Here is a 26,388-nt window from a genome sequence, read left to right as displayed (position 1 = left end):
ACCAACATTCCTTGCGCTGCTTCTCACCTCAGAGATCTCGTTCCTAAGTCACTTCGAGGGAGTAGCCGCGCATGACACGTGTCCTGATCACCGGAGGCGTAGGGTTCATCGGCTCCCACACCGCCGATGCGCTGATCTCCGCAGGCTACGAGGTCAGGCTGCTCGATTCGCTCTCTCCCCAGGTACACGGCGCTCAGCGTCAACGCCCCGCCTACCTCCATGCCGACGCCGAGCTGCTGGTCGGCGACGTGACCGATGCGGTCGCCGTCGAGCGCGCGCTGCGCGGCGTCGACAAGGTGCTGCACCTGGCCTCCAGCGTCGGGGTCGGACAGAGCATGTACGACATCGAGTCCTACGTCCGGACCAACGAGCTCGGCACCGCGGTGCTGCTGCAGGCGCTGGCAAACCGGCCGGTCGGGCGTCTCGTCGTGGCATCCTCGATGAGCGTCTATGGCGAGGGCGCCTGCCGCGCCGGCGACGGGTCGATCGTCGCCCCCGAGGAGCGTTCACTGGATCAGCTCAAGCGCGGCGATTGGGAGCTGGCCGACGCCGACGGCAACATGCTCGACCCGATCCCGACACCCGAGACCAAGCAGCCGGCGCTCAGCTCGATCTACGCCCTGAACAAATACGCGCAGGAGCGGATGTGCCTGATCACCGGCAAGGCCTACGGCATCCCGACACTCGCGCTGCGCTTCTTCAACGTGTTCGGACCGCGCCAGGCGCTGTCCAACCCGTACACCGGCGTGCTCGCGATCTTCGCGGCACGGCTGCTCAACGACCGCCCGCCGCTCGTCTTCGAGGATGGCCGGCAGCGGCGCGACTTCGTGCATGTCCACGACGTCGCCCGCGCCTGCGTGCTCGCGCTCGAAAGCGACCAGTCCGATGATGTCTTCAACATCGGCTCCGGACAGAGCCGGACCATCGTCTCGGTCGCCGAGGACCTTGCCGGCGTGATGGGCCGCTCGCAGATGACGCCGTCCATCACCGCCAAATATCGCGCCGGCGACATCCGGCATTGCTTCGCCGACATCCGCAAGAGCGAGCGGCTGCTGGGATTCAGGCCGCAAGTCCGCTTCGAGGACGGGCTCGACGAACTGGCGCGCTATCTGGCCGACCAGATCGCCGACGACCAGGCCGAGAAGGCGACCGAAGAGCTGCTGCGACGCGGGCTGGTTGCGTGATGGATACGTCGTCGAACCAGGCTCCGATCGTGATCACGGGCGGCTGCGGCTTCATCGGCTGCAACCTCGCCGACCGGCTCGCATCGCATGGCCATGCTGTCCTCATCCTCGATAATCTCGTCCGCGCCGGAGTGCGCGAGAATGCGCAATGGCTGAAGGCACGTCACGGCGACCGGATCATGATCACGGTGGGTGACGTCCGCGATCCCATCACCGTCATCGATACGGTGAAGCACGCGAAGGCCGTGCTGCACCTCGCAGCTCAGGTCGCCGTGACGTCCAGCCTCGACAGTCCCGTCGATGATTTCGAGATCAATGCGAGGGGCACGCTGAATGTGCTCGAAGCCGTTCGCCTGCACAATCCGAGTGCGCCGGTGCTGTTCGCATCGACGAACAAGGTCTACGGCCGGCTGATCGGCGACGACGGGATCACACGCGCCGGCCGGCGCTATCAGCCGACCAGCCCTGCCCTTGCGCGCGGCATCGCCGAGAGCACACCGCTCGACCTCTACAGCCCGTACGGCTGCTCGAAGGGTGCCGCCGACCAATATGTCCATGACTATGGTCGCGTCTATGGCTTGAAGACGGCCGTGCTCCGCATGAGCTGCATCTATGGCCCGCGGCAGTTCGGCAATGAAGACCAGGGCTGGATCGCACACTTCTTGCTCTCCGCGCTGCGCCGCGCGCCGCTCACGATCTATGGCGACGGGTGCCAAGTGCGCGACGCACTCTATGTCGCCGACGCGGTCGAGGCTTGGCTTGCCGTGCTCGACACCATCGACACCACACGCGGCAAGGTGTTCAACCTCGGCGGAGGCCCGTCGAATGCGATCAGCCTGCTCGAGCTGATCGACCAGATCGAGACGCTGTCCGGTCCGGTGCAGTTCAGCTTTGCCGATTGGCGCCCGGGCGACCAGCCCTGGTACGTCACCGACATCAGCGCACTGACCGAGGCGACGGGATGGCGACCGCGGACATCGTTCGCAGACGGCCTGCGCGAGCTGCACGGCTGGCTGGCCACTCGCTTTTCCGAGCGACCGGATCAGGAGGCGCTGGCATGACGCGTGTCGCGCTGATCAATCCCAACTGGACGTTCGACGGCAGCATCTATTTCGGCTGCCGCAGCCCGCATCTGCCGCTCGAACTCGGCATTTCGCAGCATCTGCTGCGCGACGCCGGCCACGCCACGCTGCTGCTCGATGCGCATATGTTCGACCTCTCCCCATCCGACATGCTGGCAGAGCTCGTGACGTTCCGGCCCGACATGATCGTGCTGACGACGGCGCCGACCTATCTGTTCTGGCGCTGCGCCCCGCCCGAGCTGCGCGTGCCACAGCAGCTCGTGGCGATGCTGCGGGAAACCGGCGCAACGCTGGTGGCCGTCGGCCCGCACGGCTCGACTACGCCGCGCATGACGCTGCGCAAGCTCGGCGTCGATCTCGTCGTGATGGGCGAATGCGAGCACAGCGTGCTGCGGCTGGCCAATGGCGAGCGCGACTTCGCCGGGCTGTGCTTCACACAGAGCACAGGCGCGCCACGGATCAATGGCGGACCACAAGCGGCGGCCTTCATCGACCAACCGGCGCTGCAATGGCCGGAGGAGATGATCCGCAGGCACCATCATCACCATCATCGCTTCGAGGCCGCCCCGGTCGGGCCCGGCGCCGAGGTCGAGGCCTCACGCGGCTGCCCTTATCATTGCACGTTCTGCGCCAAGGACAATTTCCGCAACGCCTACCGCAAGCGCCAGCCCGCCGTCATTCTGGACGAGCTCGATGGCCTGCGCGCGCAGGGCACGGAATACGTCTACTTCATCGACGAGATCTTCCTGCCCAATGCCGATCTGCTGCAAGGGCTCGTCACCCGCGGCTTCAAATTTGGTATCCAGACCCGCATCGATCTCTGGAAGCCGGACATGCTCGAGCTGCTCGGACGCGCCGGATGCGTCTCGATCGAAGCGGGTATCGAGAGCCTGACCCCCGAGGGGCGCGCCGCACTGGCCAAGAACTGCCGGATGACGACCGAGCAACTGGCCGACCGGCTGGTGGAGGCGCGGCGGCACGTGCCGTTCGTGCAGGCCAATCTGATCGAGATGCCGCAGGACGATGATCCCGTCGTGCAACGCTGGCGGCAGCGCATGCAGGATGCCGGCGTATGGGCGAACGATCCCGTCCCGCTCTACCCCTATCCCGGGTCCCCGGACTATCGGAGGCTGTGGGGCGAGCCCGACGATCATGCCTGGGAACGCGCCCACACGCACTATCTGGAGCTGTTCAGCCGATTCAGCGATGTGCAGAACGAGCGGCCGGTGCCGCTCGCCGCCCTCGAACGACAGGTCGCGCCATGAGTACGCGGTGCGGCCTGCGCGTGTTGATGACGACCGACGCTGTCGGCGGCGTGTGGAGCTACGCGACGTCTCTCGCCGCTGCGCTTGCGGCGCTCGGCGCCGAGATTCACCTGGTGTCCTTGGGCCCCGCACCAAGGCCGGACCAGCGCGCGATGCTGCGCGGCACGGACGTCCGCCTGGTGGAGACGGATCTCGCGCTGGAATGGCAGGATCCCGACGCGCACGATCTCGATCACGCGCGGGGCACGCTGCTCGCACTCGAACGCGAGCTACGACCCGACATCGTTCATCTTAACAGTCTTCGTGAGGCGACGTTCGATTGGGACGCGCCAGTGCTCGCCGTTGCGCATTCCTGCGTGCCGTCGTGGGCGCTTGCCTGCAACGAAGCCGGCATGCTGCAGGAGCCGCGCTGGCAGCGCTACTCCGAGCTGATCGCTGCGGGCCTGCGGTGTGCAGACGCCTGGGTCGCACCGACTTGCGCCTTTGGCGAAGTCATCGGCCGACTGCACGCGCCGCGCCGTCCCGGCACGCTGATCTGGAACGGCCTTGCTGCCTCCACCCTGGAGGCGGCCCGGCACGAGAAAGAGACCTTCGTGCTCGCGGCGGGGCGGATGTGGGACAAGGCCAAGAATCTGAGTACGCTTTCCAAAGCCGCGGACGGGCTCGCCTGCCCCGTGCTCGTCGCCGGCGCGGGCTCCGACAGCACGGTGGTCACGTCCAACCTGCATCAGCTCGGCGAACTCTCGCATGATGAGCTTCGGCGCTGGATGGGACGTGCCGCGATCTACGCAAGCCCGGCGCTTTACGAGCCGTTCGGCCTGTCTGTGCTGGAGGCCGCGGCGGCTGGGTGCGCGCTGGTGTTGTCCGACATCCCGAGCTTCCGCGAGCTGTGGCAGGACGCGGCCGTATTCGTCGCCCCGGCCGACGCCGGCGCCATCAGAAGCACCCTGAACTGGCTCGCGGCCGATCCACGGGCGTGCGCGACGCTGCAGGACGCGGCACGACGGCGCGCCGCGCGCTACTCGCTCCACCGCATGGCCGCATCCTATGCCGAACTGTATGGCGACCTGCTGGCGCGGGCATCGTCGGATCGTCGTTCGAACACCTACGCCGAGGCCTGTGCATGAAGTGCGTGCTTTTCTACCATGCGTTCTCGTCGTGCTGGAACAACGGCAATGCGCACTTCCTACGTGGCGTCGCGCGCGAGCTGCACGCCCTCGGACACGAAGTCATCGTCTATGAGCCTGCCGACGGCTGGAGTCGCCTGAACGCGATCAAGGACGGAGGCAATGCCAGCCTACGCGAAGTCCCGGCATTGTTTCCCGGCCTGCACACCAGGGCCTATGATTGCACGCTCGAACTCGACGAAGCGCTCGACGGCGCCGATCTCGTGCTCGTCCATGAGTGGAACGAGCCCGACCTGGTGAAGGCGATCGGCCGGCGGCGCATCGCGGACGGACGTTTCGTGCTGCTGTTCCACGACACGCATCACCGCGCCGTCACCGCGCCCCACGAGCTCGGCCGATTCGATCTTGCCGGCTATGATGGTGTGCTCGCCTTCGGCGAGGTCCTGCGTGAGATCTATCTGACGCTCGGCTGGACGTCGCGCGCCTTCACCTGGCATGAGGCCGCCGATACCGCGCTGTATCGGCCGTTGCCTGACATCGAGCCGCAGCATGATCTCGTCTGGATCGGCAATTGGGGCGACAACGAGCGCAGCGCCGAGCTCCGGGAATTTCTCGTCGCACCGGTCGCCTCGCTCCAACTCGACGCCACCATCTATGGCGTCCGCTATCCGGAGGACGCGCTGACATCGATGCGGCAGGCCGGCATCCGCTATGGCGGCTGGCTGCCCGCGCACCGCGCTCCCCAGGCTTTTGCCAAGGCCCGTGTCACGGTCCACGTCCCCCGTGCGCCCTACGCACGGTCGCTACCGGGCATACCGACCATCCGCATGTTCGAGGCGATGGCGTGTGGAATTCCGATCGTCTCGGCCCCGTGGGATGACGTCGAAGGACTGTTTCCGGAGGGCACTTATCTGCGCGTGACCAACGGCTCGGGCATGCGCGACGCCGTGCGGACTCTGTTGTCCGATCGGGAGTTCGCCACCGACATGGCCGCGACCGCGCGCGGCGCGGTACTCGCCCGCCACACCTGCCGTCATCGTGCGCAAGAGCTGTTGCAGATCGCGGCCCGGCTGAACCGCGCCGATCGCCGGGCAGCATCCGCTCAATTCGAAGGAGCTGCATCGTGAACATCTGCTTTTTCGGCTCCAGCCTGGTGTCGTCCTATTGGAACGGCGCAGCTACCTACTACCGCGGCATGCTGAAGGAGATCGCAAAGCTCGGCCATCAGATCACGTTCTACGAACCGGACGCGTTCGAACGGCAGGCACATCGCGACATCGACGATCCCGTCTGGGCGAAGGTCGTCGTGTATCCGGCGACGCCGGAGGGATGGAAGCGCGCACTGGACGACGCGACCCGCCCGGCCGACCTCCTGGTCAAGGCGAGCGGCGTCGGTGTGTTCGATGCCGAGCTCGAGCAGGCCATTGCGGCCGCCTCCACCGAGGCGCTGCGGATCTATTGGGACGTCGATGCGCCAGCAACGCTGGACGCCATCGCGGCCGATCCGCGGCATCATCTGCGCGAGGCCATTCCACGCTATGACGCGGTGCTCACCTATGGCGGCGGCGATCCCGTCGTGCAGGCCTATCGCGCCGCCGGCGCCCGTGACTGTGTGCCGATCTACAATGCACTCGATCCGGATACTCATCATCCCGCGCCACCGCGCGGCGACTTCTCATCCGATCTCAACTTGCTCGCCAACCGCTTGCCCGATCGCGAGGCGCGCATCGAAAAGTTCTTCATCGATGCGGCCGCCCGGTGTCCGCAACGGAGCTTCGTGATCGGCGGCTCCGGCTGGCACGACAAGCCGATGCCCGCCAACGTCCGCGCCGTCGGCCATGTCGGGACCGCCGACCACAACGCCTTCTTCGGCTCGGCGCGCGCGACCCTGAACGTCAATCGCGACAGCATGGCGGCTTACGGATTCTCGCCGCCGACACGCGTCTTCGAGGCCGCCGGCGCCGGCGCCTGCCTGATCACGGATCAATGGGACGGCATCGATCTCTTTCTCGAGCCCGACCGCGAGATCCTCGTCGCCGCCGATGGCGCCGCCGTCGCCGCCCATCTCGATGCACTGTCGCCCGAACGAGCGCGCAAGATCGGCGAGCGCGGCCGCGAGCGCATCCTGGCGCACCACACCTATCGTCAGCGTGCCCGCCAGTTCAACGACCTGCTTGAAGGCATGACCACCCGCACCGAGGCCGCAGAATGAACCTGAACATAGTCGTCATCGGACTGTCAGTCACATCGTCCTGGGGCAACGGCCACGCCACGACCTATCGTGCACTGCTGTCTGCGCTGGCGCGTCGCGGCCACAGCGTGACCTTTCTCGAGCGCGACGTGCCGTGGTATCGCGATCATCGCGACCTGACCGATCCCGACGGCTGGAAGGTCGAGCTCTATCAGTCCCTGCAGGACCTGCCGCGTCTGTTCGGAACCGATATCCGCAATGCCGATCTCGTCATCATCGGCTCCTATGTCCCGGACGGCATCGCCATCGCCGACTGGGTGACATCGCATGCCCGCGGCGTCACCGCCTTCTACGATATCGACACGCCGGTGACGCTCGCCCAGCTCGAGCACGGGCTGGACTATCTGTCGCCCGCGATGATTCCGCGCTTCGACCTCTATCTGTCCTTCTCGGGCGGACCAGCCCTGGCGATGATCGAGGATCTCTATGGCAGCCCACTGGCGCGCGTGCTCCATTGCAGCGCCGATCTCGACCTCTATCAGCCACGCGAAACGCCGGAGCTCTGGAATCTGGGCTATCTCGGCACTTATAGCGCGGACCGGCAGCCTCAGCTCGAGCGCTTCCTGCTCGAGCCGGCCCGCCTGCTGACCGGAGACAGGTTCGTCGTGGCCGGTGCGCAATACCCTGAAGATCTGGTCTGGCCGCCCAGCATCGAGCGGATCAATCACCTCGCTCCGCGTGACCACGCGCAATTCTTCTCCGCGCAGCGCTTCACGCTGAACATCACCCGGGCCGACATGCGTGCGCTCGGCTTCTCTCCGAGCGTGCGGCTGTTCGAGGCCGCCGCCTGCGGCACGCCGGTTCTGTCGGATCACTGGCCGGGCCTGGAAACCATCTTCGTGCCGAACAGCGAGATCCTCGTCGTCTCGACACCGCAGGACGTCACGACGATTCTGCGGGACATGTCGGAAGACACGCGCCGCACCATAGCCGAACGTGCGAGCCGGCGTGTCCGCCGCGACCACGCACCGGACCATCGCGCCCGACAACTCGAGGAATACTATCGTGAGGCACTGACGCGTCGCTCACGTTCGGCGCGCCAGGCGCACAAGAACACCCCCACCGAGGCCGTCGAACTGAAACTGGGCTTGTCATGACCATCCAGATCTCCATCCCTGCACGACGCTCCCTTCGCACCCTGGTTGCCGGCGGAGCCGGCTTCATCGGCTCGCATATCTGCGACACGCTGCTCCGGCGTGGCGACACGGTGATCTGCACCGACAACCTGCATACAGGCTCGCTCCGCAACATCCGCCCGCTGCTCAACCACCCGAACTTCAGCTTCATCGAGCACGACGTCCGCGCGCCGCTGGAGATCGACGGCCGGCTCGACCGCATCTACAATTTTGCCTGTCCCGCTTCGCCCCCGCACTATCAGCAGGATCCGGTTGGCACGATGAAGACGTGCGTGCTCGGCACGATCAACCTGCTCGAGCTCGCGCGCCAGACCTCCGCGCGCATCCTGCAGGCCTCGACCAGCGAGGTCTATGGCGATCCCGAGGTGCATCCGCAGCCCGAGAGCTATGTCGGCCACGTCAACACCATCGGGCCGCGGGCCTGCTATGATGAAGGCAAGCGCGCAGCCGAGACGCTGATGTTCGATTACCGGCGCATGCACGGCATCGACATCAAGGTTGCCCGCATCTTCAATACCTACGGTCCGCGCATGCATGAGAATGACGGCCGAGTGGTGTCGAATTTCATCGTGCAGGCGCTGCGCGGCGCGCCGATCACGGTGTACGGCTCCGGCAGTCAGACCCGCAGCTTCTGCTTCGTCGACGACCTCGTGCGCGGACTGGAGATGCTGATGGAGAGCCCGGAGTCGGTGACCGGCCCCGTCAACCTCGGCAATCCGCACGAGATGAGCATCGAGGCGATCGCGCGCGAGGTGCTGACCTGCACCCGATCGAGCTCGACGCTGGAGTTCAAGCCGCTGCCAATCGACGACCCGAAGCGGCGCAAGCCGGTCATTGCGACCGCGGAACGCCTGCTCGGCTGGCGTCCGCAGATTCCGCTGCGCAAAGGACTGGAAGCAACCATCGCCTATTTCGCGCTTGAGGCCGCAGGGCGCGCGCAGAGCGGTCCTGACAAGCCCACGCCCGCGAAGCGGCGCCCGGGGCGTGCTCAGCTCGCGCTGGCGCGATCGCAATAGGCTGCGACCAAAGGAACGCCGCCCGGGACGAGCCCGGGCGGCGCTTCCTACACGCTGCCGTTGCTGGCGATTACTTGCTGAGCGACTTCGCCATCTCCAAGTGCTTCTGCAGCACCGGAACGGTCTGCCGGGCAAAGTCCGACAAGGGCGAGTTCGCCGCCGCCTCCTTCTGATACTTCTTGATGTCCTCCTGGTGATCCCGGACCATCGCCTGCGCAAAGGCGCGGTCGAACCGATCGCCGGACATGCCCTCCAGCCGGCTGTAGATCGCCTTCTGCTTCTTGTTCGGCTCCGACGGCGTCTTCATGTCGTTCTGGCTCGCCAATTGCTGCGCTTTCTGCAGATGCTCGCCATGGTCCTGCTGCAAAGCCTGGCCGAACTGCTTGACCTGGTCGCTCTGCCCTTTCTGCTGCGCCAGCTTGCCCATGTTCACCTCGGACAGATCGCCTTCGATCGCCTCGGTCATGAAATGCTGGTCCTTGGCAGGCGACGGCCCCTTCGGAGCAGCATTGGCGCCGCCGGCCAGGAACAGGGTCAAGGCGCACGCGGCCACAGCGGTGAAGCTCGTTCTCATCTGACAGGCGTCGGTGATCTTGCTCATCGTCCATCTCCGGGCTGGAAAATCGATCATTGCGATTGCAAGAGTCGCAGCCCGCGATCGTTCCTATCCTGGTTCCTCCGCGGTAACGAATGGTCCGCTCATGCGGCGCGCACCCGAGCGAGGAAGCTGCCGACCTCCTGTTTCAGCAGGAGGCCATCGGCGGAGAGCGACTGCGCAGCCGTCAAGACCTGTGACGACGCCGCTCCGGTGTCGGTCGCGCCGGACTGCACCTCGACGATTCCCGACGACACCTGCGAGGCGCCGACGGCGGCCTGCTGGACGTTGCGCGAAATTTCGTTGGTGGCGTTGCCCTGCTCCTCGGCAGCGGCCGTAATGGCGCCGGTGATCTCCGACATGCCCGAAATCGTCGACATGATCTGCTTGATCGCACCGACGGCGGTCGACGCTGCGGACTGGATCTCGGCGATGTAGCCCGAAATGTCCTTGGTCGCATCGGCAGTTTGCGCGGCCAATTCCTTGACCTCGGAGGCGACGATGGCGAAGCCGCGTCCCGCAGGGCCGGCGCGTGCCGCCTCGATGGTCGCATTCAGCGCCAGCAAATTGGTCTGCTGGGCAATCGCGGTGATCATGCCGACGATGCTGCCGACCTTGTCGGCGGCAGCTGCGAGCTTGATCATGGACTGGTCGGTGCTGGTCGCCTGCGCCACCGCATCCTTGGCCACGCGCGACGCGCCGTCGATCTGACGGCCGATCTCGGCTGCGGTCGCTGCCATCTCCTCGGTCGCAGCGGCCACCGACTGGACGCTCGCAGAGGCCTCCTCGGAGGCCGACGCGACCGTCGTCGACAGTTCCCTGGTGGTCGAAGCCGTATTTGCCAGCGTGGAGGCCGCCTGCTCCAGGCTCGTCGAACTCGATGAGACCCGATCGATGATGCCGCCGATTGCGTTCTCGAACGAGACGGTGAACGCCTCGATAGCCTTCTTGCGTTGCATCTCCGCGCGCGCTTCCGCCTCGGCCTGCTCGGCCCGCAGCCGCTGCGTCTCCAGCATGTTGGTCTTGAAGACCAGCGTCGCACGCGCCATGTCGCCGATCTCGTCGCCACGCTCCAGTCCGGAGATCGACGCGGACACCTCGCCGCTCGCCAGCGCGGTCATGCTCTGCACCATCAGGCCGATCGGCCGCGAGACGGCGAATACGCTCATGAGGCCGGCGGCTCCGAGAACCAGGATCGCAACGCCTCCGACCGTCGACGCGGCCGTTTCGGACCTCGCGATGACGGCCCACACCGCGCTCTTTTCAGCTGTGGCCTTCGAGGAGGCGGCCGTCACGATTCCGTCCGCCGTCCCGTCGATCGTCTTCGCGATCGGCAAGGTACGTTGCGTGCAAGATCGGCGGCCTCCGCTTCCATCGTGGCGATCCAGGCCGAACGTCCCGCCGCGCCTTCACCCGCAATGCGGAGCCTGATGTCGGCGATGCGCTTGGCCCCCGCCGCATAGGCATCGATGGCCTGCTGCAGGCCTGCGATGCGCGCCTTGCTCTCGGTCGAAGCAGCCCGTCCGCGCATGTCGTCGCAGAGCTGATCGGCCGCCCGGCGTCCGGCCGCAAGGCGCTCCTCGGCCGCGCCAATTTCCGTCTCGGTCTTGGCAAGACGAAGATCCCGCACCGCGACCTGCATCTGCCTCGCCTCTGCCTTGGCGGCGATGGCGAGCCTGGCAATCTCCTGCTGATCGAGCGCACTGCCGAGACCACGCTCAATGCTGGCGTTGCCGGCGACCTGACTGGCAATCATGATCGCGACGAAGAAGGTGCCGCCAAGCGCGGCGGTCACGAGCTTGGTGGAGATTTTGAAGCGGCTGAGAACGTGGAACATGGCGACCCGGTACTTTGCGAACTGAGGTCGCACACCATGGCACCTGATCGCAGTGAGATCGTTGTGTCAGCACAACCAGGCGGCCGGGATATATCGCGCCACAACCGCTCTTCTCAACGCAAAATTGACGACTCGTCCGAATGTCCGATGCGCGTGCGATGAGCTCAGTTGCTGGCGCCGTGCCCCGCAGCCCGCGCCATCACCCGTGGCAGTGTCCCGGCCTGCGATGCGCTGCCGCGCCACGCCACGACCTGATCCGGACGGATCAGCGCGAGGTCGGCTTCATAGAGATCGCGCAACGCGCGAGGCAGACTCACGACTTTCACATCCGCGCACAGCGGCCGCACCATCTCGCGCAACTGGTCCTCATCGACGCCGCTGCCGTCAAATCTCAGCAGAGTCCATTCGAAGCCGAAGCGGTCATACAGCGAGACGCCCTGCTCCAGCCAGGCATGCGGCGCGCGCCCGCCGGGACACGCACTCGGCATGTAGACATTGGCGGCATCCGGCGGCGGCTGGGTGCCGTCGGAGACGATGATCGGCGAGCCGTCGTAACGGCCACCGAAGGTGACACCGGGAATGTTGAACTCGGCCCGAGCATGCTGACCGAGATAGGCGCCTGCAACGCGCCGCGCCTCGGCGCCCGCTTCGGTCGCGTCCTCGATCTCCGGCACAGCCGCGAACAGCCCAAGCGAATCCGCGAAGCGCCGTGCATAGTCGGTGTTGCGCAGCGCCACCGGGCGGCGTTCGGCCGCATAGCTGTCGAGCAGCGCCACCGGGCTCATTCCTTTGACCACGCTCGCGAGCTTCCAGCCGAGATTGACGGCATCTTCGATCGCGGTGTTGTAGCCGAGCCCGCCGGTCGGCGTGAAGAGATGCGCCGCGTCGCCACCGAGGAAGACGCGGCCGCTCTGCATGCGCTCGGCGACGAGCGCATGCCCCGCTGTCCAGGTCAGATGCGACAGCACCTCGCAGGGAACGTGCGCGCCACATGCGCGCTGGAACGCCGCCTTCGCATCATCGGCAGTGATGGCGCTCTCATCCTCGCCGGGCCGCAGCTGGGTGTGGAAGGCGAACTCGTCGTACCCATTCACCGCAGCCATGAAGGCGCGACGGTCGCGGTTGAAGCAGACATACATCCAGGCCCGGGCATGAGGCATGCGCTGGTAGAATTCCGTCGAGCGGAGATAGACCGCAAGCATGCGGCCGCCCATGAAATCGCGCTGCACGCCGGTCGTGCCGCCATAGGAGATGCCGAGCGACTGACGCACGAGGGAGCGCGGGCCGTCGGCGCCCACCAGAAAGGCCGCGCAGATCTTGAATCGCGCGCCATCGCTGAGGCGCTCGACCTCGGCCGCGACGCCATCATCATTGACGGTGTAGCCGATCAACCGGTGACCGTAATGCAGTTGAATGCCGGCGAGCTGCTCCGCGTGCCGGCGCAGGATCGCCTCGACGAATTTCTGCGACACCCGATGCGGCAGCTCGGCCGCGCTCCACGAGCCGGACAAGCCCTTCACCAGTTCGGCCGCGCGCGCTGCCGACGGCAATTGAAAGCGCGCCAGCTCGTGAGCGGTATAGCGGGTGAAATAGGCGATGTCGGTCGGATAGTCAGCTGGCAGGCCGGCGCGCCGGACCTCGTCGGCAAAACCGAGCCGGCGGTAGTGCTCCATCGTCCGCGCCTGGGTGGCGTTGGCCTGCGGATTGAAAGCCGTGCCCGGCTTGTCGTCGATCAGGACCGCGGACACGCCGCGCCGACCGAGCTCGTTGGCCAGCATCAGCCCACAAGGCCCGCCGCCCACGATCAGGACGGGGGCGGTCAAACGTTCGATCACGGCGCTTCTCCCCTCGCGACGGGGGCATGCTACGACCTCCCGACAGATAGTCAAGCAACCTGACTATATCTCGTCGCCCAGCGTGTCGAAGCGGGCGCCATAGGCCGAGAGCGCCTGCAGGACCACGTCCATGGCGGCCTTGCCAAGCTCCTTGCGCATCTCGGCCTCGGCCATATCAACTGCATCGCCGAAGGCCTCGAGCCATTGCAGGCCGGCCGGCGTGAAGCGAACGATGCGCGCGCGCCCATCGCGCGGATCGGCCTCGCGCGCAACCAACCCGAGCTCGACGCATTGATCGACCAGCTCGCCCATCGCCTGCTTGCTCACCGAGGCGCGGCGGGCGAGCTCGGTCAGCCGCGTGCCCTCGACGTCGAGATTGCGCGTGAGGCTGACATGGGCGATCCGCGTTTCGCCGTGGCCGCTCGCCGCCATCAGCTCGAGCACGCGAGATTCGAACCGGCGCACCGCGTTGTTGAGCATCCTTCCGATATTGTCATGACGCCATGCCGTCCCGCTGCGTCCCGCGCGCGGCGCGTTGCGTGAAGATCTCGCATTCATTCCGGCAGCACCTCGTCTCTTCGCGCCGCACTGAGGCCGCGCAGCAGCGCAAGGTGACATCGGAAACGCGTGGGTTGTCACGCAAGAATTGGTCGAAGCGGCAGGATTTCGAACCTGAAGACGCCACCGCGACGGCTGTTCACTTGCTTTCCGATGCCTCAGAGGAATCCGATCGACAGCCACGGGACGAAGGCGACGAGCAGAAGGCCGACCACGAGCGCGCCCAGATAGGGCCAGATCCGCGTGAGCCCGGCATTCGGATCAATCTGCCCGATCGAGCATGCGGCGTAGTAGCCGAGGCCGAAAGGCGGCGCGAACAGGCCGATGCCCATGGCGAGAATGATGACCATCGCGTAGTGCACCTCGTGGACGCCGAGCAGCTTGGCCGCCGGGAACAGCAACGGGCCGAACAGCACCATCGCAGGCAGACCTTCGAGGATGCTGCCGAGCAGGATGAACACGGCGATCGAGATCAGCAGGAAACCGTATTTGCCGCCGGGCACCGAAACCATCATCGCCGCGAGCGCGTGCGAGAAGTTGGACTGCGTCAGCGCCCAGGCCATCGCGGTGGCCGCGCCGATGATGAACAGGATCGAGCCCGACAGCGCCGCCGTATGCACCAGCGCCGGATAGAGTTTGCGCCAGTCGAAACGGCGATAGACGAGCAGTCCGATCAGGATCGTGTAGGCGATGCCGATGGTCGAGACCTCGGTCGCGGTCGCGACGCCCTCGGTGACCGCGGTGCGGACCAGCACCGGCAGCAGCAGCGCGGGCAGCGCAGTGATCAGCGCCGAACGAATGGTGGACCAGGTCGGCCGCGGCCGAATCACGGCTTCCGGCTCGACCATGCGACGCTTGGCGACCACGGCCAGCGCGGCGGCCAGCACCAGACCCGGCAGGATGCCGCCGGTGAACAAGGCCGAAATCGAGACGCCGGCGACGGAGCCGATGATGATCAGCACGATCGAGGGCGGGATGGTTTCCGCCATCGCACCGGAGGCCGCGAGCAGCGACACCAGCTCACCGTCGTGAATGCCGCGGCGCTTCATGTCTGGAAACAGCACCGGCGCGACCGCCGCCATGTCGGCAGTCTTGGCGCCCGAGATGCCGGAGACCAGCAGGATGGCACCGAGCAGCACGTAGGACAGACCACCCCTGACATGGCCAACCAGCGACACCAGGAAACCGACCATCGCAGCCGCCATGCCGGTCATGACGATGAGATGGCCGAGCAGAATGAACAAGGGAATCGCGAGCAGAACGAGGGATGACACGCCCTCGTCGATGCGGCTGGTGACGACTTCGAGCGGGGCCGCGGTGACCGTGAGCAGATAGGCCACTGTGGCGAGGCCGAAGCAGAAGGCGATCGGCACCCCGGCGAGCACGGCCGCGCCGAGCAGGATCGCAAAGAAGACGATGAGATTCCAGTTGCCGAGCGCCTTGAGCGCCGGGGCTGAGGCCCACAGCACGAGCGCGGTGGCCGCCAGGATCACCAGCGTGATCGCGATGTCACGCGAGCCATGGCGCGCCATGCGCAACAAGGCGGTGACGAGCATGAGGCCGATGCCGACGGGCACGGCGCCGGCCCGCACGCTGTCAGGGAGACCGAGCGCCGGCGTCTCCGCAAAGGCCTGACCACTCGCATAGTCGATGGCCGGATGCAGCAGGATCGCCAGGAACAGCACGGGCGCCATCAGCGCAGCGCTCTCCAGCACCGCGCGCGTGCGCGGTGCGACGCGGTCGACCAGCGCGGTCATCCGCATGTGCTCGCCGCGGCTGAGCGCGAGCACCGCACCCAGCATCGCGAGCCAGAGGAAGGTGATCGACGCGAGCTCATCGGCCCAGGTCAGCGGCCGGTCGAAGGCGAAACGTGCCGTCACACCGGTGAAGAGGATTCCAACTTCCGCGACCAGGGCGACAATCGCGGGAATCTCGATCAGCTTCGTGAGGGCCCGCTCGAGACCGTCAACGATGCCGTGCTTCGTGGATGCTGCCAGAGACGCGTCGACGCTGTTCATCCGAGCTCTCCCACATTCGACTGCAGGATCCTCCAGGCCTCCTCGCCGAACTTGCCGCGCCAATCCTTGTAGAAGCTGCTTTTGCCGAGCGCAGCGCGGAACGCCTCCTTGTCGACGTCGACGAAGGTGAAGCCCTTGGCGGCGAGATCGGCGCGCAGGCTCTTGCTGAGCGCGGCAATGTCGGCACGCTCGTCATCCGCCGACTTGGTGAATTCCTGCGTAACCAACGTCTGCAGGTCGGACGGCAGCTTGCCGAAGGAGGCGCGGTTGCCGAGGATCCAGTAGGCGTCCCAGACGTGGCTGGTCAGCGAGCAATATTTCTGCACTTCGTAGAGCTTCGCGGTGGCGATGATCGGCAGCGGGTTTTCCTGCCCCTCGACCACCTTGGTCTGAAGCGACGTGTAGACCTCGTTGAAGTTGATCGGGGTCGGCCCCGCGCCGAGCGCCTGGAACAGGCTGGTCAGGATCGGCGCGGCCGGCACGCGGATCTTGAAGCTCTTGAGATCGTCGGGTGTCTTGATCTCGCGGGTGGCCGAGGTGACCTGGCGAAAGCCGTTGTCCCAGGGCTTGGACAGAGCGATCGCCCCGGTCTTCTCGATGTCCTTGCGGATGTGATCACCGAGGCTGCCATCCATCGCCTTCCAGACCTGGTCGTAGGACGTGAAGGCAAAGCCGGTGTTGACGATGCCGGCGAGCGGCACGCGGGTGGCCAGCACCGAGCTCGCGATGTTGATCGCATCGACGGCGCCGACGCGCACCTGGGAGATCAGATCGGTATCGGAACCGAGCTGATTGGCCGGATAAAGATTGATCTCCAGCCGGCCGCCGCTCGCCTCCTTGATGCGATCGGCCGCCTGCTGAGCCCGCTTGTTGACCGGATGCGACGGATCCTGTCCGGTCGCGAGCTTCATCGTGAATTCGGCTGCCCTCGCGAAGCGCGCGGTGAAAGGCAGCACCGCAGCCCCCACCATCGCTCCTGCCATGAATCGCCGACGCGTCGTTCCCTTGCGCATTCCAGTCCCTCCGGTATGAAATTGTTGTTCTGGTCCGGCGCGTCCGCGCGCCGCTGTCTCAACGCCCGTGGCCGCCTGCTATTTGAGCCAGCCCTTCACCCGCCTGACGACTTCCGACAGCGAGATGCCGTAGCGATCGTGCAGCGTCGGCAGCGCGCCGGCGTCGAGGAATTCGTCGGGCAGGCCGATCTGCCGGAACGGCACGTGCACGCCTGCGCGCATCAGCACCCCGGCAACGGCCTCCCCCAGTCCGCCGATCACCGTATGGTTCTCGGCGACCACGACCAGACGGCCGGGGCGGCCGGCTTCGCGCGCAATGGTCTCGGCATCGAGCGGCTTGATCGTCGGCACGTGCAGCACGGCGACGTCGACGCGATCATCGGACAGCGCCTTGGCCGCCTCCAGCGCGCGCATCGTCATGAGCCCGGAGGAGATGATCAGCACGTCGCGGCCGTCGCGCAGCAGCTTGGCCTTGCCGAGCTCGAATCTGTAGTCGTACTCGTCGAGCACCAGCGGCACCTGGCCGCGCAGCAGCCGCATGTAGACAGGGCCCTGGTGAGCGGCCATCGCCGGCACGACCTGCTCGATCTCATACGCATCGCACGGATCGATCACCGTCATGTTCGGCATCGCGCGCATCAGCGCCAGATCCTCGGCCGCCTGATGGCTCGGGCCGTAGCCTGAGGTCAGTCCAGGCAGCGCACAGGCGATCTTCACATTGCGATCTTCCTCGGCGATGGTCTGGTGGATGAAGTCGTAGGCGCGGCGCGAGGCGAACACGGCATAGGTCGTGGTGAACGGCATGAAGCCTTCGGCCGCCATGCCGGACGCGGCGCCGAACAGCAGCTGCTCGGCCATGCCCATCTGGTAGGTGCGGTCGGGAAATTCCTTCGCGAAGATGTGCAGGTCGGTGTATTTGCCGAGATCGGCGGTCATGCCGACCACCTCGGGCCGACTGCGTGCCAGTTCGACCAGCGCGTGGCCGAACGGCGCCGGCTTGGTGCGCTGCCCCTCGGAGGCGATCGAGGCGATCATCGCCGAGGTCGTCAGGCGCGGCTTGCTCAGATCGGGTGCGGGTCTCGTCGATTTCATCACGGCCTCCCGGCGTCGAGTGCGGCAATCGCGAGCTGCCACTCATGAGGCTCGACACGAATGAAGTGGTTCTTCTCGCGCTGCTCCAGGAAGGGCACCCCCTTGCCCATCAGCGTGTCGGCCACGATCATGCGCGGCTTCGGCTCCGGATGGGTCTTGGCGGCATCGAAGGCGGCGACCACGGCGTCGAGGTCGTTGCCGTCGACGCGCTGCACGAACCAGCCGAAGGCTTGCAGCCGGTCCACCAACGGCTCGAAGCCCATCACCTGGGTCGAGGGGCCGTCCGCCTGCTGATTGTTGACGTCGACGATGCCGATGAGGTTGTCGAGCTTGTAGTGGCTGGCCGACGAGATCGCCTCCCACACCGAACCTTCATCCAGCTCACCGTCGGAGAACAGCGTGTAGACACGCGATGTCGATGCCTTGCGCTTCAGACCGAGCCCCATGCCGACGGCGATGCTCAGGCCAAGGCCGAGCGAGCCGCCGGACATCTCCATGCCCGGCGTATAGGACGCCATGCCCGACATCGGCAGCCGGCTGTCGTCGCTGCCATAAGTTTCGAGCTCGGCCTCGGGAACGATCCCGGCCTCGATCAGCGCCGCGTACAGCGCGATCGCGTAGTGGCCGTTCGACAGCAGGAATCGGTCGCGCTCCTCCCAAGCCGGATCCTCGGGCCGATAGCGCATGGCGTGGAAATAGGCCGCCGCCAGCACGTCGGAGATGTCGAGCGCCTGGGCGATGTAGCCCTGGCCCTGCACCTCGCCCATGCGGAGCGCATTGCGGCGGATGTTATAGGCGCGTTGCGCCAATGTCGGCGCGTTGGCGAGCCGAGTCGCTACGGTGTCCATCTCTCGAGACCTTGTTAGTGGATCAGCATGCCGCCGTTCACGTCGATCACCGCGCCCGTGACATAGGCGGACAGATCGGACGCGAGGAACGTGTAGATGCCGGCAACGTCTTCGGCGGTGCCGAGGCGGTTGAGCGGAATGCCCTCGAGGATCTTGGCCTTCATCTCGTCGGTCAGCTTGCCAGCGGTGATATCGGTGCCGATCAGGCCCGGCGTCACGCAATTGACGCGGATGCCGTCGATGCCGAACTCGCGCGCCATCGCCTTGGCGAGGCCGAGCACGCCGGCCTTGGCGGCCGAATAATGCGGGCCACCAAAGATGCCGCCGCCGCGCTGCGCCGAGACCGAGGACATGCAGGCGATCGAGCCCTGCTTGCGCGCGCGCATGTGCGGGATCACCGCCTGCGACAGGAACAGCACGCCCTTCAGATTGACGTCCTGGATGCGATCCCAATCCGCAGGCGAGATCTCCAGCAGCTTCACGGGCTGGGTGATGCCGGCATTGTTGATCAGGATGTCGATGACGCCGAACTGACGGATCACCTGCGCCACCGCATCGTTGCACGAGGCCTTGTCGGCGACGTTGCAGCCGAGCCCGATGTGACCGTCGCCGAGCGCAGCTGCAGCCTCGGCGGCGGCGGCGGCATCGATATCGAGGATGGCGACCTTCGCGCCCTCGGCTGCGAACCGGCGCGCGGTCGCAAGCCCGATACCGCGCTTCGACGCCGCGCCCGAAATGATCGCTGTCTTGCCGCTGAGCAGCATGCTGGTCCTCCCGAAATTCTCGTTGTCGTGGGTGTGACCATGGCCGCGGCCGGCGGCGGCGACAAACGCGCAATTGTCATGGATTGGTGAATCTGGTTCACTTATGCGATGCTGTCCAAGATCCCGATCTCATCAATCAAGGCGTTCGAGGCCGCCGCCCGCACGGGATCCTTTCGCGACGCAGCAAATGAGCTTCACCTGACGCCATCGGCCGTCAGCCATGCCATCCGCAAGCTGGAAGCCACCTTGCGCACCGTGCTGTTCGAGCGGACCGCGCGCGCCGTTCATCTCACGCCGGCCGGCGAGAATCTGATGCGCCATGCCGGCGCGGCCTTCGACCAGCTGCGCAGAGGATTGGAGGAGGTCGCAGCGCGCGGTCCCCAACTGGTGCGCGTCCATTCGGCGCCGAGCTTTGCCGCGCAATGGCTGACGCCAAGGCTGGCGCAGTTTCTCGCCGCACATCCGAAATTCGAGGTGCGACTGTCGGCCAACACCGACTATGCGCGGTTCAAGAACGACGATTTCGACATCGACATCGTCTATGGCCAGCCTCACGCGGAGGGCGTCGAGATCGTCCCGCTGGCCGAGGAGACGGTCACGCCGCTGTGCACGCCCGCGCTGGCGGCGGCGATCAAGCGCCCGGCGGATCTTCTTGACCGCACGCTGATCCGCTCCGACGTCAAGCAGATCCAGTGGCACCAATGGTTCGCTGCCAACGGCCTCGAATCCCCTGCCCTCCACGGCATGCGCTTCGACCGCAGCTTCCTTGCGCTCGCGACGGCGGCCGAGGGCCTCGGTGTCGCGCTCGAATCCACATTGCTGGCCGAGCGCGAGCTGGCGTCGGGACGGCTGATCGCGCCGCTCGCAGGCCGCTCCATCGACATCCGCTATGTCGGCCACCGCCTGGTGTTTCCGCGCAACGATCACCAACGCACGGCCGTGCGCGCCTTTGCCGACTGGATCACGTCCGAACTCGGGCAACAGCGCTGAACGATCCCACGCCGGTCATACGCCGGCGATCGACCGGCAGCTCCGCTGATCCAACGACGGAGTCGGCCGCCCGCTCACCCGCAATTCATCGCACACCAGCACGGGCGCCTGCAGATCTCCCAACGGGTCGAGATTCAGCGCCCAATGACGCCAACGCCTTCGGAATGGCCGTGAGGCCATTTCGTTGCGACATCTCGTGTAAGATCGGGGGTCGTATGATCGGGAAAGCACGATTGGACGTGCTTGAAAGAATGGTCGGAGCGGCAGGATTCGAACCTGCGACCCCTGCGTCCCGAACGTAAGTAGCATGCGAAAAGATCAACGAAAACAATGAAGTTTGCTCGCGATTGACGGCCTTTATCGCCGTTTGTTCACGGGGTTTCGGTGGTCAACCGGTGGCCAGCTTCGGCTTGCACCTGAGCAATTCGCTGCAACGACATCTGCGCCCGTCAACAGCATTGGCAGCTCCCGGCAGAGCTAGTCGATCGCACCAGGGCTTTGGCCGGAGAAGTTCAAATAGCTGCTCCGACCCGATGGACCGCCCGCCTCCTCTCAAGCTGCCAACCGGGGAAACAAGCGGAGCGACACCCCCTTCAGTACTGCGATCACTATTACGGCAAATCACACGCAGCACTCGATGGTGGGTACGACAGGGGAGAAAGCCAAGAGCAAGATCAATGACTTATGGCCCCCTACCTACTTTTAAGGCGCCTTGATTTCAAATGAGAATTTTTGGCGGCGCCCGCACCCTCCAAAGGTGGGGCTCGGCTGGGACGACCTCGAAGGCCTGCCAGAGTGACGGCCTCGGATCACACCCACGCTCACGGGGAAGGCGCGGAACCATCTCAAATGCCGTGCCATAGATGCCACAAGCATCAGAGGGCTCAACGCCTAGCGCGACGGCCAGGGCTTGGATGTTGTCGAGTGTGAGGTTAATCAGCCCGGCCTCAATCTCCTAGAGCCTCAAGGCTTGCGATCCTCGACCTTCAAGCTCGATCGTCCCGTCCTTTCGGAGCAGCGCAAGCGGCAGGAATTTCTCCATAGCGCGGGGTTCAAGACGCTTGGCCAAGTTGAGCTGTTCAAGTCGAACAGCGACTTCCACGAGGCGCTCGCCCTTATGTCGGGTAACAAGTTCTTGGCCCAGACCGTCGCCCGTCAGAACGAATTGCGGCGCCTGATCGAATACCGTCAGACGCTCGACCGCGACCGGGTATGGCGGCAACCAGGCGAGCACCTAGCCATCATCGATCTGCTGGAGAAGGGCTCGCTCGAAGGCGCCGCCAAGCTTCTCGACAAGCATATCGGCGGAGCCTTGAAGGAGAAGGCCCCGCCTGAGCTTTTCGGATCGTAGCTCAGGATTCGGCACGAATGAGCGCGGCCATCGAAAATAACGCATGCGAATAGCCAGACCTTGTGCTCCCGATGTCCCGCGGGACGTCAGCTCTTGTGAAGGATTGCGGATGCCGGCCGCAGCGGTGACGGTGTGGAATATGCGGGCGGCTTGCGCCCGAAAGCCTCCAAGGGAGGAAACCGCGCATGATTGGCAGGTCACCCGTCCGAGTGCCGGATGCTTGCTTGCCAAGACCTCAGCGTACGGATCCTTGTAGAGAACCGAGCGCCCTGGCCTATAAGCTACGAACATCGGCTCGCTTGATCCCAGGATAATTTGGACAAGCGTTGTCAGCCGAGGAGACCAATTCCCCAGAGACCCGACTCTCAAGCCTGGTCGCGAGATCGGCCTCCATCTGCCGCATCAAATCGCGGGTAAACGCTCTGAGGTTCTCCATGTCGGCTGCGTCCTAGGGAGAGACAATGAACCGGAAATGATGCCGGTCACCCCTGCCCAGCGCCTCGAACGCAGCCTCATTCGCCTGATCGCCCGCGGCGTCGAACATCCGTGCCGGCTGGCCATCGCGAGTGACCCCGTCCCTCTTGAGATAGGTGAGATGCGCCGCCAGGGGCGCTGACCTGGACGCCCGGCCCTTGTGCCTAGCGATCCGCGCCTTCACCGTGACGCGCCGCACCGGGGCGAACAGCCGTTCACCAGAAACCGGTCAAGCTCGTCACTCCAGAGGCTCATCTTCGGAAGCGGCTGCGTCTCTCGCTCGTATCGGACTTCGTTGCCTCGGAACCGATGACCTCGCGTACTACTTTGCACGATACGCCAAGCTCGCGGCAGATCGCCTTGACCGGTTGACCATGAACAAAATAGGCGCGACGGATCTTCGCAATCGTCGACACCACCAGCACCCCAACCGCGGCTTCCATCACTTGTTCGAAGCCGCGGCGGCCCTTGCCGCGGAGGGCATCGATCCGAAACAGATGTTTGTTGGAAGGAAACAATACGCCTTGATCAGATGGACAGGCGCATCGGCCACGGCAGCGCAGCTCGCGAAAACAAAACTGGCGTCTTATGAAGCCACCTCACTTGAAACTCTTGATTCCATCTTAAGATTGTATTCTATTACCACACAATTGAAAGGTGAGGGCACTCGCCGTACAAAGGACTCCAACGGAAACTGAACCGTGAGTCAACGCTGGCGCCCATCGCTAGAGCCAAGCAATAGAGCCCGTTTCTGCAGCGGGCTTTCGATCTGCGTTGAGTTTTGGACGAGCCTTCTCGGAATGGTCTGGCAGATGCGCCCTCGCCTCCCCCCGTTGAACGCGCTTCGCGCCTTCGAAGCAGCAGCTCGCAACCTCAGTGTCACGAAAGCAGCCGACGAGCTCTGCGTAACGCCAGCTGCGGTGACGCAGCAGCTCAAGATTCTGGAAGACGCACTTGGTCGTCGCCTGATCCGCCGCGTTGGCCGCGGCGTAGAGTTGACAGAAAACGGCCAGCAACTCTTTCCCGTACTTTGCCGAACATTTTCAGATATTTCGTCGGCAGTCACAGGGCTGACGTCGCATAGCGCGTTGAAACTTAGAACCAGCTTTCTGGCGACCGTCGCACAGAGATGGCTGGCGCCAAGGTTGATCGGCTTTCGGCAACAGTTTCCGGATATCGCCGTCGCCGTCTCAACGTCGTTCCGCCTGGTCGATTTTACGAGAGAGGATATCGATGTCGCCTTGCGGCTAGGCTACGGATCCTGGCCGGGGCTCCATTCGACGTTCGTGATGAACGAAGAGCTGTTCCCCGTTTGCTCGCCCACCCTGTTTCGCGAAGCCGCACTTCCTGCTGGATCAGACCTGCTTCGTCGCCATTCACTGGTCCATACCATCGTTCGGCCGACGGACTGGCAAGCTTGGCAGGTCGAGGCCGGACTCGAGGATTTCGATACCACTTCAGGATTTCATTGCGAAAATTCTGCGCTCGCGCTCGAGATGGCCGAATATGGGTTGGGACTTGCCATCGGCCGAACGCCGCTGGTCATCTCTGCACTCGCATCAGGACGACTGATGGCGCCATTTGCGGCGCGCCTCTCGAATCCAATGTCCTACTATCTGGTCTGTCAGGACACCGCCGCGCGGCGCCCCGAGATCGCACGCTTTCGCGACTGGATCGTAAATGAAGGTATCGAAACGATGGAGGCGATCAAGAAATACATCCGGCGATCCCATCCCTAGGTCAACGGCGCTATTCAATCACTTGTTTTCAGAGCTGCACAAGAAGAGCCGTGCCGTAGTCCGCCATCGCGCGATCCCAATTCACATCCATGTGTGCAGCCATGACCTGGAGATCGCACCAGTGGCGCTGCACCGGGTGCGTCTGCGCGATGACGGAAGTTCCAAGCTGGGACATCAGCTGTTGCACGGCGTTCATGCATAAGCGGGTCAGCCTGGCCCGGTCGCGCTTGATCGCTGCGTAGTCTCTATCGGAGAGATCGCGGCCGTTGCAGCCCGCCTCATGCAGTCTCGATAAAATGCTGCGATACAAAAGCCGTGCGCATTCGATATCGGCGATGATCTCGCCGGCGCGCATGGCAAACGCCCATTGGTTCCCGTTTGGCTGCCGTCCATGCCGCTCTCGCATGATCGCAAGTCCCGCCGCCACCGCTCCCTCCGCACAGCCGAGCAGAGGACCGACGATCACGCTGGTCAGATAGGGAATAAGAGAAACCGACTGCAAGTAGTGACCGCCGCGTTCCGCCGAACGCCCGAGAACATTGTCCAGCGGCTGCGCCCAGCTTTCTGAAAGCGAACGATCGCGGATAATGATGTCGCGCGACCCGGTCCCTGCCATTCCGATGGCCTGCCAATCATCGCCGATCTCGATGTCGATGGCTGGCAGCAGCGCCATAACCGTCCGGGCGTCGCGTCGAGACGGATGCAGGCATGAGCCGGACACGATCACCCATGTCGCATAGTCCACGCCGGAGCCGAGCCGCCAGCGACCATCGACCCGATATGCGCCACCGTCCCGCGATATTCCGCCGGCCGCCGTCGCCGATCCTGTCGTGACAAGTTGACGAGCTCCGCCGCGGAAGACCGCGTTCAACGCCTCCGCTGGAAATCGCGATACGATCTGAATGTGTCCTCCAACGAGGCCCACGATCCATGCTGTCGAAGGGCACGCGCGCGCCGCGAGCCTTGCAACTTCTGCAAGGACAGGCCAATCCAATTCAAGGCCGCCGAAACGCTTCGGCATCGCGAGCTGAAGCAATCCGGCGTCGAACAGCTCATCGACGGACTCGCGCGGCAGCTTCCCAAGCCTGCGGGCTTCCTCCGCACGTTTGTGCCATCGTGGCAACAACGCCTCGACGCTCGCATAGAGCGTCGCGAGCGACGGCTGGTCCGCTCCCCAATAGACCGTCCCGTCCAGCCTATCCATGCGCACGCTCCAGCACCTTTCGCAACATTGGCCGCTCGAAGACGAACTGATCTTCAATCAAGGGCGGGCCGAGAAGGCGGACGAACTCCTCGATGCGCTGCCCGTCGTTCGAGGCGACGAACTCGTAGAAATTCGTGCTATTCCACAACAGATAGCAGTGCGAGAAGTGTCGTCCAATCGAGCTCACGAGCTCGTCGAGGAGAACCTCGCCCTCATACATGCGCAGCAGCATCTGCTGCCGTTTCCACTCGATCTCTTCGGGCGTAAAATAGTGCGCCTTGTGCTGCTCGTCCTTGACGCGCTCCCGTCGTTCGTACTCGAGGCGGTCGGTGTGATCGAGCTTTTCGAGAAAGAAGACCAGCCCGTCGTCCCTGAGCATGCGACAGCCCTGCTCGATCTGGAAATCGCGGTCCTTGCCGTAAAACTGAAAGGCGGCCGTTTCGTAGATATAGTCAAAGCCGCCATGGAAATCCTCGTCGTCCACCAGCGTGCGAAGTACGTCCCCGTCGAGCTTGAGGAACGACGTCGGAATGAATCTCGACAGGGCCGGATCGGCAAAGCGCTCAAAATGCTCTTCGTTCGCCCTGTTCGGAGAACAAGTCAGTGTCTTGACCGCGCCGCCGGAAAACGCAGCAAGCGTGCGTCCGTTGGAACCGTCGAAGGCATCGATCTCATAAAGCAGGCAGGGCCGACCGCTGCTTTCGGCCCGCTGCCTCGACAGACGGCTCAGCGCCACGCCCACGCGCGACATTTCCTCGAGGATGCCTGGAATGCTGGCGAGGAAATGCGAGAACAGTGGTCCCGCCTTCGGTACCAGCCGGTCGTGATACTCCAGCACGTCGGTATCCGCTATCCGGTTGCGGATCCGCGTCAGCACTGGCTGCCGCGGCACCTGTGCCGCTCCGGTCGCCAACTGCTCGAATTGCTGCGCCAATCTGATCATCGAAGATTGCTGAAGATAGGCGTCGACGTCGGTCGCAGGTCGATTGGTCATGCCCGAAGACCTCCA

23 protein-coding genes and 2 pseudogenes are annotated in these 26,388 nt (G+C 64.8%); 11 read left to right on the top strand and 14 right to left on the bottom strand.

The features are described 5' to 3' along the window. Positions 1-71: 71 nt before the first annotated feature. From HL666_RS03930 to HL666_RS03895, 8 genes are read left to right on the top strand one after another with little or no spacing between them, the layout of a single operon-like run. Positions 72-1,184 carry an SDR family NAD(P)-dependent oxidoreductase gene (locus HL666_RS03930; protein ID WP_172179998.1) on the top strand — a complete coding sequence of 371 codons (1,113 nt, stop codon included), beginning with the start codon at positions 72-74 and terminating at the stop codon, positions 1,182-1,184. Beyond that, entirely contained in the window at positions 1,184-2,245 is a 1,062-nt protein-coding gene (locus HL666_RS03925; protein ID WP_210261707.1) for an SDR family NAD(P)-dependent oxidoreductase, read from the top strand. The genes HL666_RS03930 and HL666_RS03925 overlap by 1 nt, the downstream gene beginning before the upstream one ends. Continuing rightward, a complete protein-coding gene (locus tag HL666_RS03920; protein WP_172110755.1) occupies positions 2,242-3,531 on the top strand; it encodes a TIGR04295 family B12-binding domain-containing radical SAM protein in 1,290 nt (429 codons plus the stop codon). Before HL666_RS03925 ends, HL666_RS03920 begins: the two co-directional genes overlap by 4 nt. Next, complete coding sequence (locus HL666_RS03915; protein WP_172179994.1) at positions 3,528-4,658, top strand: glycosyltransferase family 4 protein; 1,131 nt, start codon at positions 3,528-3,530, stop codon at positions 4,656-4,658. Before HL666_RS03920 ends, HL666_RS03915 begins: the two co-directional genes overlap by 4 nt. Next, positions 4,655-5,785 (top strand): CgeB family protein, encoded by a 1,131-nt coding sequence (locus HL666_RS03910; RefSeq protein ID WP_172110757.1) that lies wholly within the window; start codon positions 4,655-4,657, stop codon positions 5,783-5,785. The genes HL666_RS03915 and HL666_RS03910 overlap by 4 nt, the downstream gene beginning before the upstream one ends. Continuing rightward, positions 5,782-6,870 (top strand): CgeB family protein, encoded by a 1,089-nt coding sequence (locus HL666_RS03905; RefSeq protein WP_172179992.1) that lies wholly within the window; start codon positions 5,782-5,784, stop codon positions 6,868-6,870. The genes HL666_RS03910 and HL666_RS03905 overlap by 4 nt, the downstream gene beginning before the upstream one ends. After that, a complete protein-coding gene (locus HL666_RS03900; protein WP_172179990.1) occupies positions 6,867-8,006 on the top strand; it encodes a CgeB family protein in 1,140 nt (379 codons plus the stop codon). The genes HL666_RS03905 and HL666_RS03900 overlap by 4 nt, the downstream gene beginning before the upstream one ends. Beyond that, positions 8,003-9,061, top strand: coding sequence for a UDP-glucuronic acid decarboxylase family protein (locus tag HL666_RS03895; RefSeq protein ID WP_172179988.1), 1,059 nt, complete (start codon positions 8,003-8,005; stop codon positions 9,059-9,061). The genes HL666_RS03900 and HL666_RS03895 overlap by 4 nt, the downstream gene beginning before the upstream one ends. A gap of 70 nt (positions 9,062-9,131) precedes the next feature. Here HL666_RS03895 and HL666_RS03890 read toward each other — a convergent pair whose 3' ends face one another. The 10 genes from HL666_RS03890 to HL666_RS03850 all read right to left on the bottom strand — a co-directional run bounded on the left by HL666_RS03890 (position 9,132) and on the right by HL666_RS03850 (position 19,621). After that, entirely contained in the window at positions 9,132-9,662 is a 531-nt protein-coding gene (locus tag HL666_RS03890; RefSeq protein ID WP_172110761.1) for a DUF4142 domain-containing protein, read from the bottom strand. Positions 9,663-9,760: 98 nt separating this feature from the next. Then, positions 9,761-10,825, bottom strand: a complete 1,065-nt coding sequence (locus tag HL666_RS34095; RefSeq protein WP_246741438.1) for a methyl-accepting chemotaxis protein — start codon at positions 10,823-10,825, stop codon at positions 9,761-9,763. A gap of 122 nt (positions 10,826-10,947) precedes the next feature. Next, complete coding sequence (locus HL666_RS34090) at positions 10,948-11,526, bottom strand: hypothetical protein (protein WP_246741437.1); 579 nt, start codon at positions 11,524-11,526, stop codon at positions 10,948-10,950. 131 nt (positions 11,527-11,657) lie between these two features. Next, entirely contained in the window at positions 11,658-13,328 is a 1,671-nt protein-coding gene (locus tag HL666_RS03880; protein WP_172179986.1) for an FAD-dependent oxidoreductase, read from the bottom strand. 63 nt (positions 13,329-13,391) lie between these two features. After that, positions 13,392-13,886 (bottom strand): MarR family winged helix-turn-helix transcriptional regulator, encoded by a 495-nt coding sequence (locus tag HL666_RS03875; protein WP_172179984.1) that lies wholly within the window; start codon positions 13,884-13,886, stop codon positions 13,392-13,394. Between the two features lie 158 nt (positions 13,887-14,044). Further along, positions 14,045-15,904 (bottom strand): TRAP transporter large permease, encoded by a 1,860-nt coding sequence (locus HL666_RS03870; RefSeq protein WP_172179982.1) that lies wholly within the window; start codon positions 15,902-15,904, stop codon positions 14,045-14,047. Then, on the bottom strand, positions 15,901-16,917 hold the full coding sequence (locus HL666_RS03865) for a TRAP transporter substrate-binding protein (RefSeq protein WP_172133365.1): 1,017 nt from the start codon (positions 16,915-16,917) through the stop codon (positions 15,901-15,903). Before HL666_RS03865 ends, HL666_RS03870 begins: the two co-directional genes overlap by 4 nt. A 78-nt stretch (positions 16,918-16,995) precedes the next feature. Further along, a complete protein-coding gene (locus HL666_RS03860; protein WP_172110767.1) occupies positions 16,996-18,009 on the bottom strand; it encodes a transketolase family protein in 1,014 nt (337 codons plus the stop codon). Beyond that, positions 18,009-18,857, bottom strand: a complete 849-nt coding sequence (locus HL666_RS03855) for a transketolase (RefSeq protein WP_172179980.1) — start codon at positions 18,855-18,857, stop codon at positions 18,009-18,011. Before HL666_RS03855 ends, HL666_RS03860 begins: the two co-directional genes overlap by 1 nt. A gap of 14 nt (positions 18,858-18,871) precedes the next feature. After that, positions 18,872-19,621, bottom strand: a complete 750-nt coding sequence (locus tag HL666_RS03850) for an SDR family NAD(P)-dependent oxidoreductase (protein WP_172133367.1) — start codon at positions 19,619-19,621, stop codon at positions 18,872-18,874. Between the two features lie 108 nt (positions 19,622-19,729). Here HL666_RS03850 and HL666_RS03845 point away from each other — a divergent pair, with 108 nt between their 5' ends. Together HL666_RS03845 and HL666_RS03840 are read left to right on the top strand one after the other, a co-directional pair. Beyond that, positions 19,730-20,611 (top strand): LysR substrate-binding domain-containing protein, encoded by an 882-nt coding sequence (locus HL666_RS03845; protein WP_172179978.1) that lies wholly within the window; start codon positions 19,730-19,732, stop codon positions 20,609-20,611. Between the two features lie 910 nt (positions 20,612-21,521). Continuing rightward, entirely contained in the window at positions 21,522-21,962 is a 441-nt protein-coding gene (locus HL666_RS03840; protein ID WP_283814759.1) for an FCD domain-containing protein, read from the top strand. 364 nt (positions 21,963-22,326) lie between these two features. Here HL666_RS03840 and HL666_RS34085 read toward each other — a convergent pair. Beyond that, positions 22,327-22,659, bottom strand: a pseudogene (locus tag HL666_RS34085) (type VI secretion protein); the annotation flags it as partial. Continuing rightward, positions 22,656-22,861: pseudogene (locus HL666_RS03835) on the bottom strand (IS21 family transposase); the annotation flags it as partial. The pseudogenes HL666_RS03835 and HL666_RS34085, both read right to left, overlap by 4 nt. A 375-nt stretch (positions 22,862-23,236) precedes the next feature. Between HL666_RS03835 and gcvA the strand changes: the two are divergent. Then, positions 23,237-24,175, top strand: coding sequence for a transcriptional regulator GcvA (gcvA, locus tag HL666_RS03830; RefSeq protein WP_172179974.1), 939 nt, complete (start codon positions 23,237-23,239; stop codon positions 24,173-24,175). A gap of 28 nt (positions 24,176-24,203) precedes the next feature. Here the strand turns inward: gcvA and HL666_RS03825 are convergent, their stop codons facing one another. Next, positions 24,204-25,379, bottom strand: a complete 1,176-nt coding sequence (locus HL666_RS03825) for an acyl-CoA dehydrogenase family protein (protein ID WP_172179972.1) — start codon at positions 25,377-25,379, stop codon at positions 24,204-24,206. Then, the gene (locus tag HL666_RS03820) at positions 25,372-26,373 is read right to left on the bottom strand and encodes a class I SAM-dependent methyltransferase (protein WP_172179970.1); all 1,002 of its coding nucleotides are present in this window, start codon (positions 26,371-26,373) and stop codon (positions 25,372-25,374) included. The genes HL666_RS03825 and HL666_RS03820 overlap by 8 nt, the downstream gene beginning before the upstream one ends. Between the last annotated feature and the right edge of the window lie 15 nt (positions 26,374-26,388).

It is taken from the genome of Bradyrhizobium aeschynomenes, from assembly GCF_013178945.1.
Taxonomy (GTDB): domain Bacteria; phylum Pseudomonadota; class Alphaproteobacteria; order Rhizobiales; family Xanthobacteraceae; genus Bradyrhizobium; species Bradyrhizobium aeschynomenes.
This window is presented reverse-complemented; position numbering and strand designations above follow the sequence as displayed.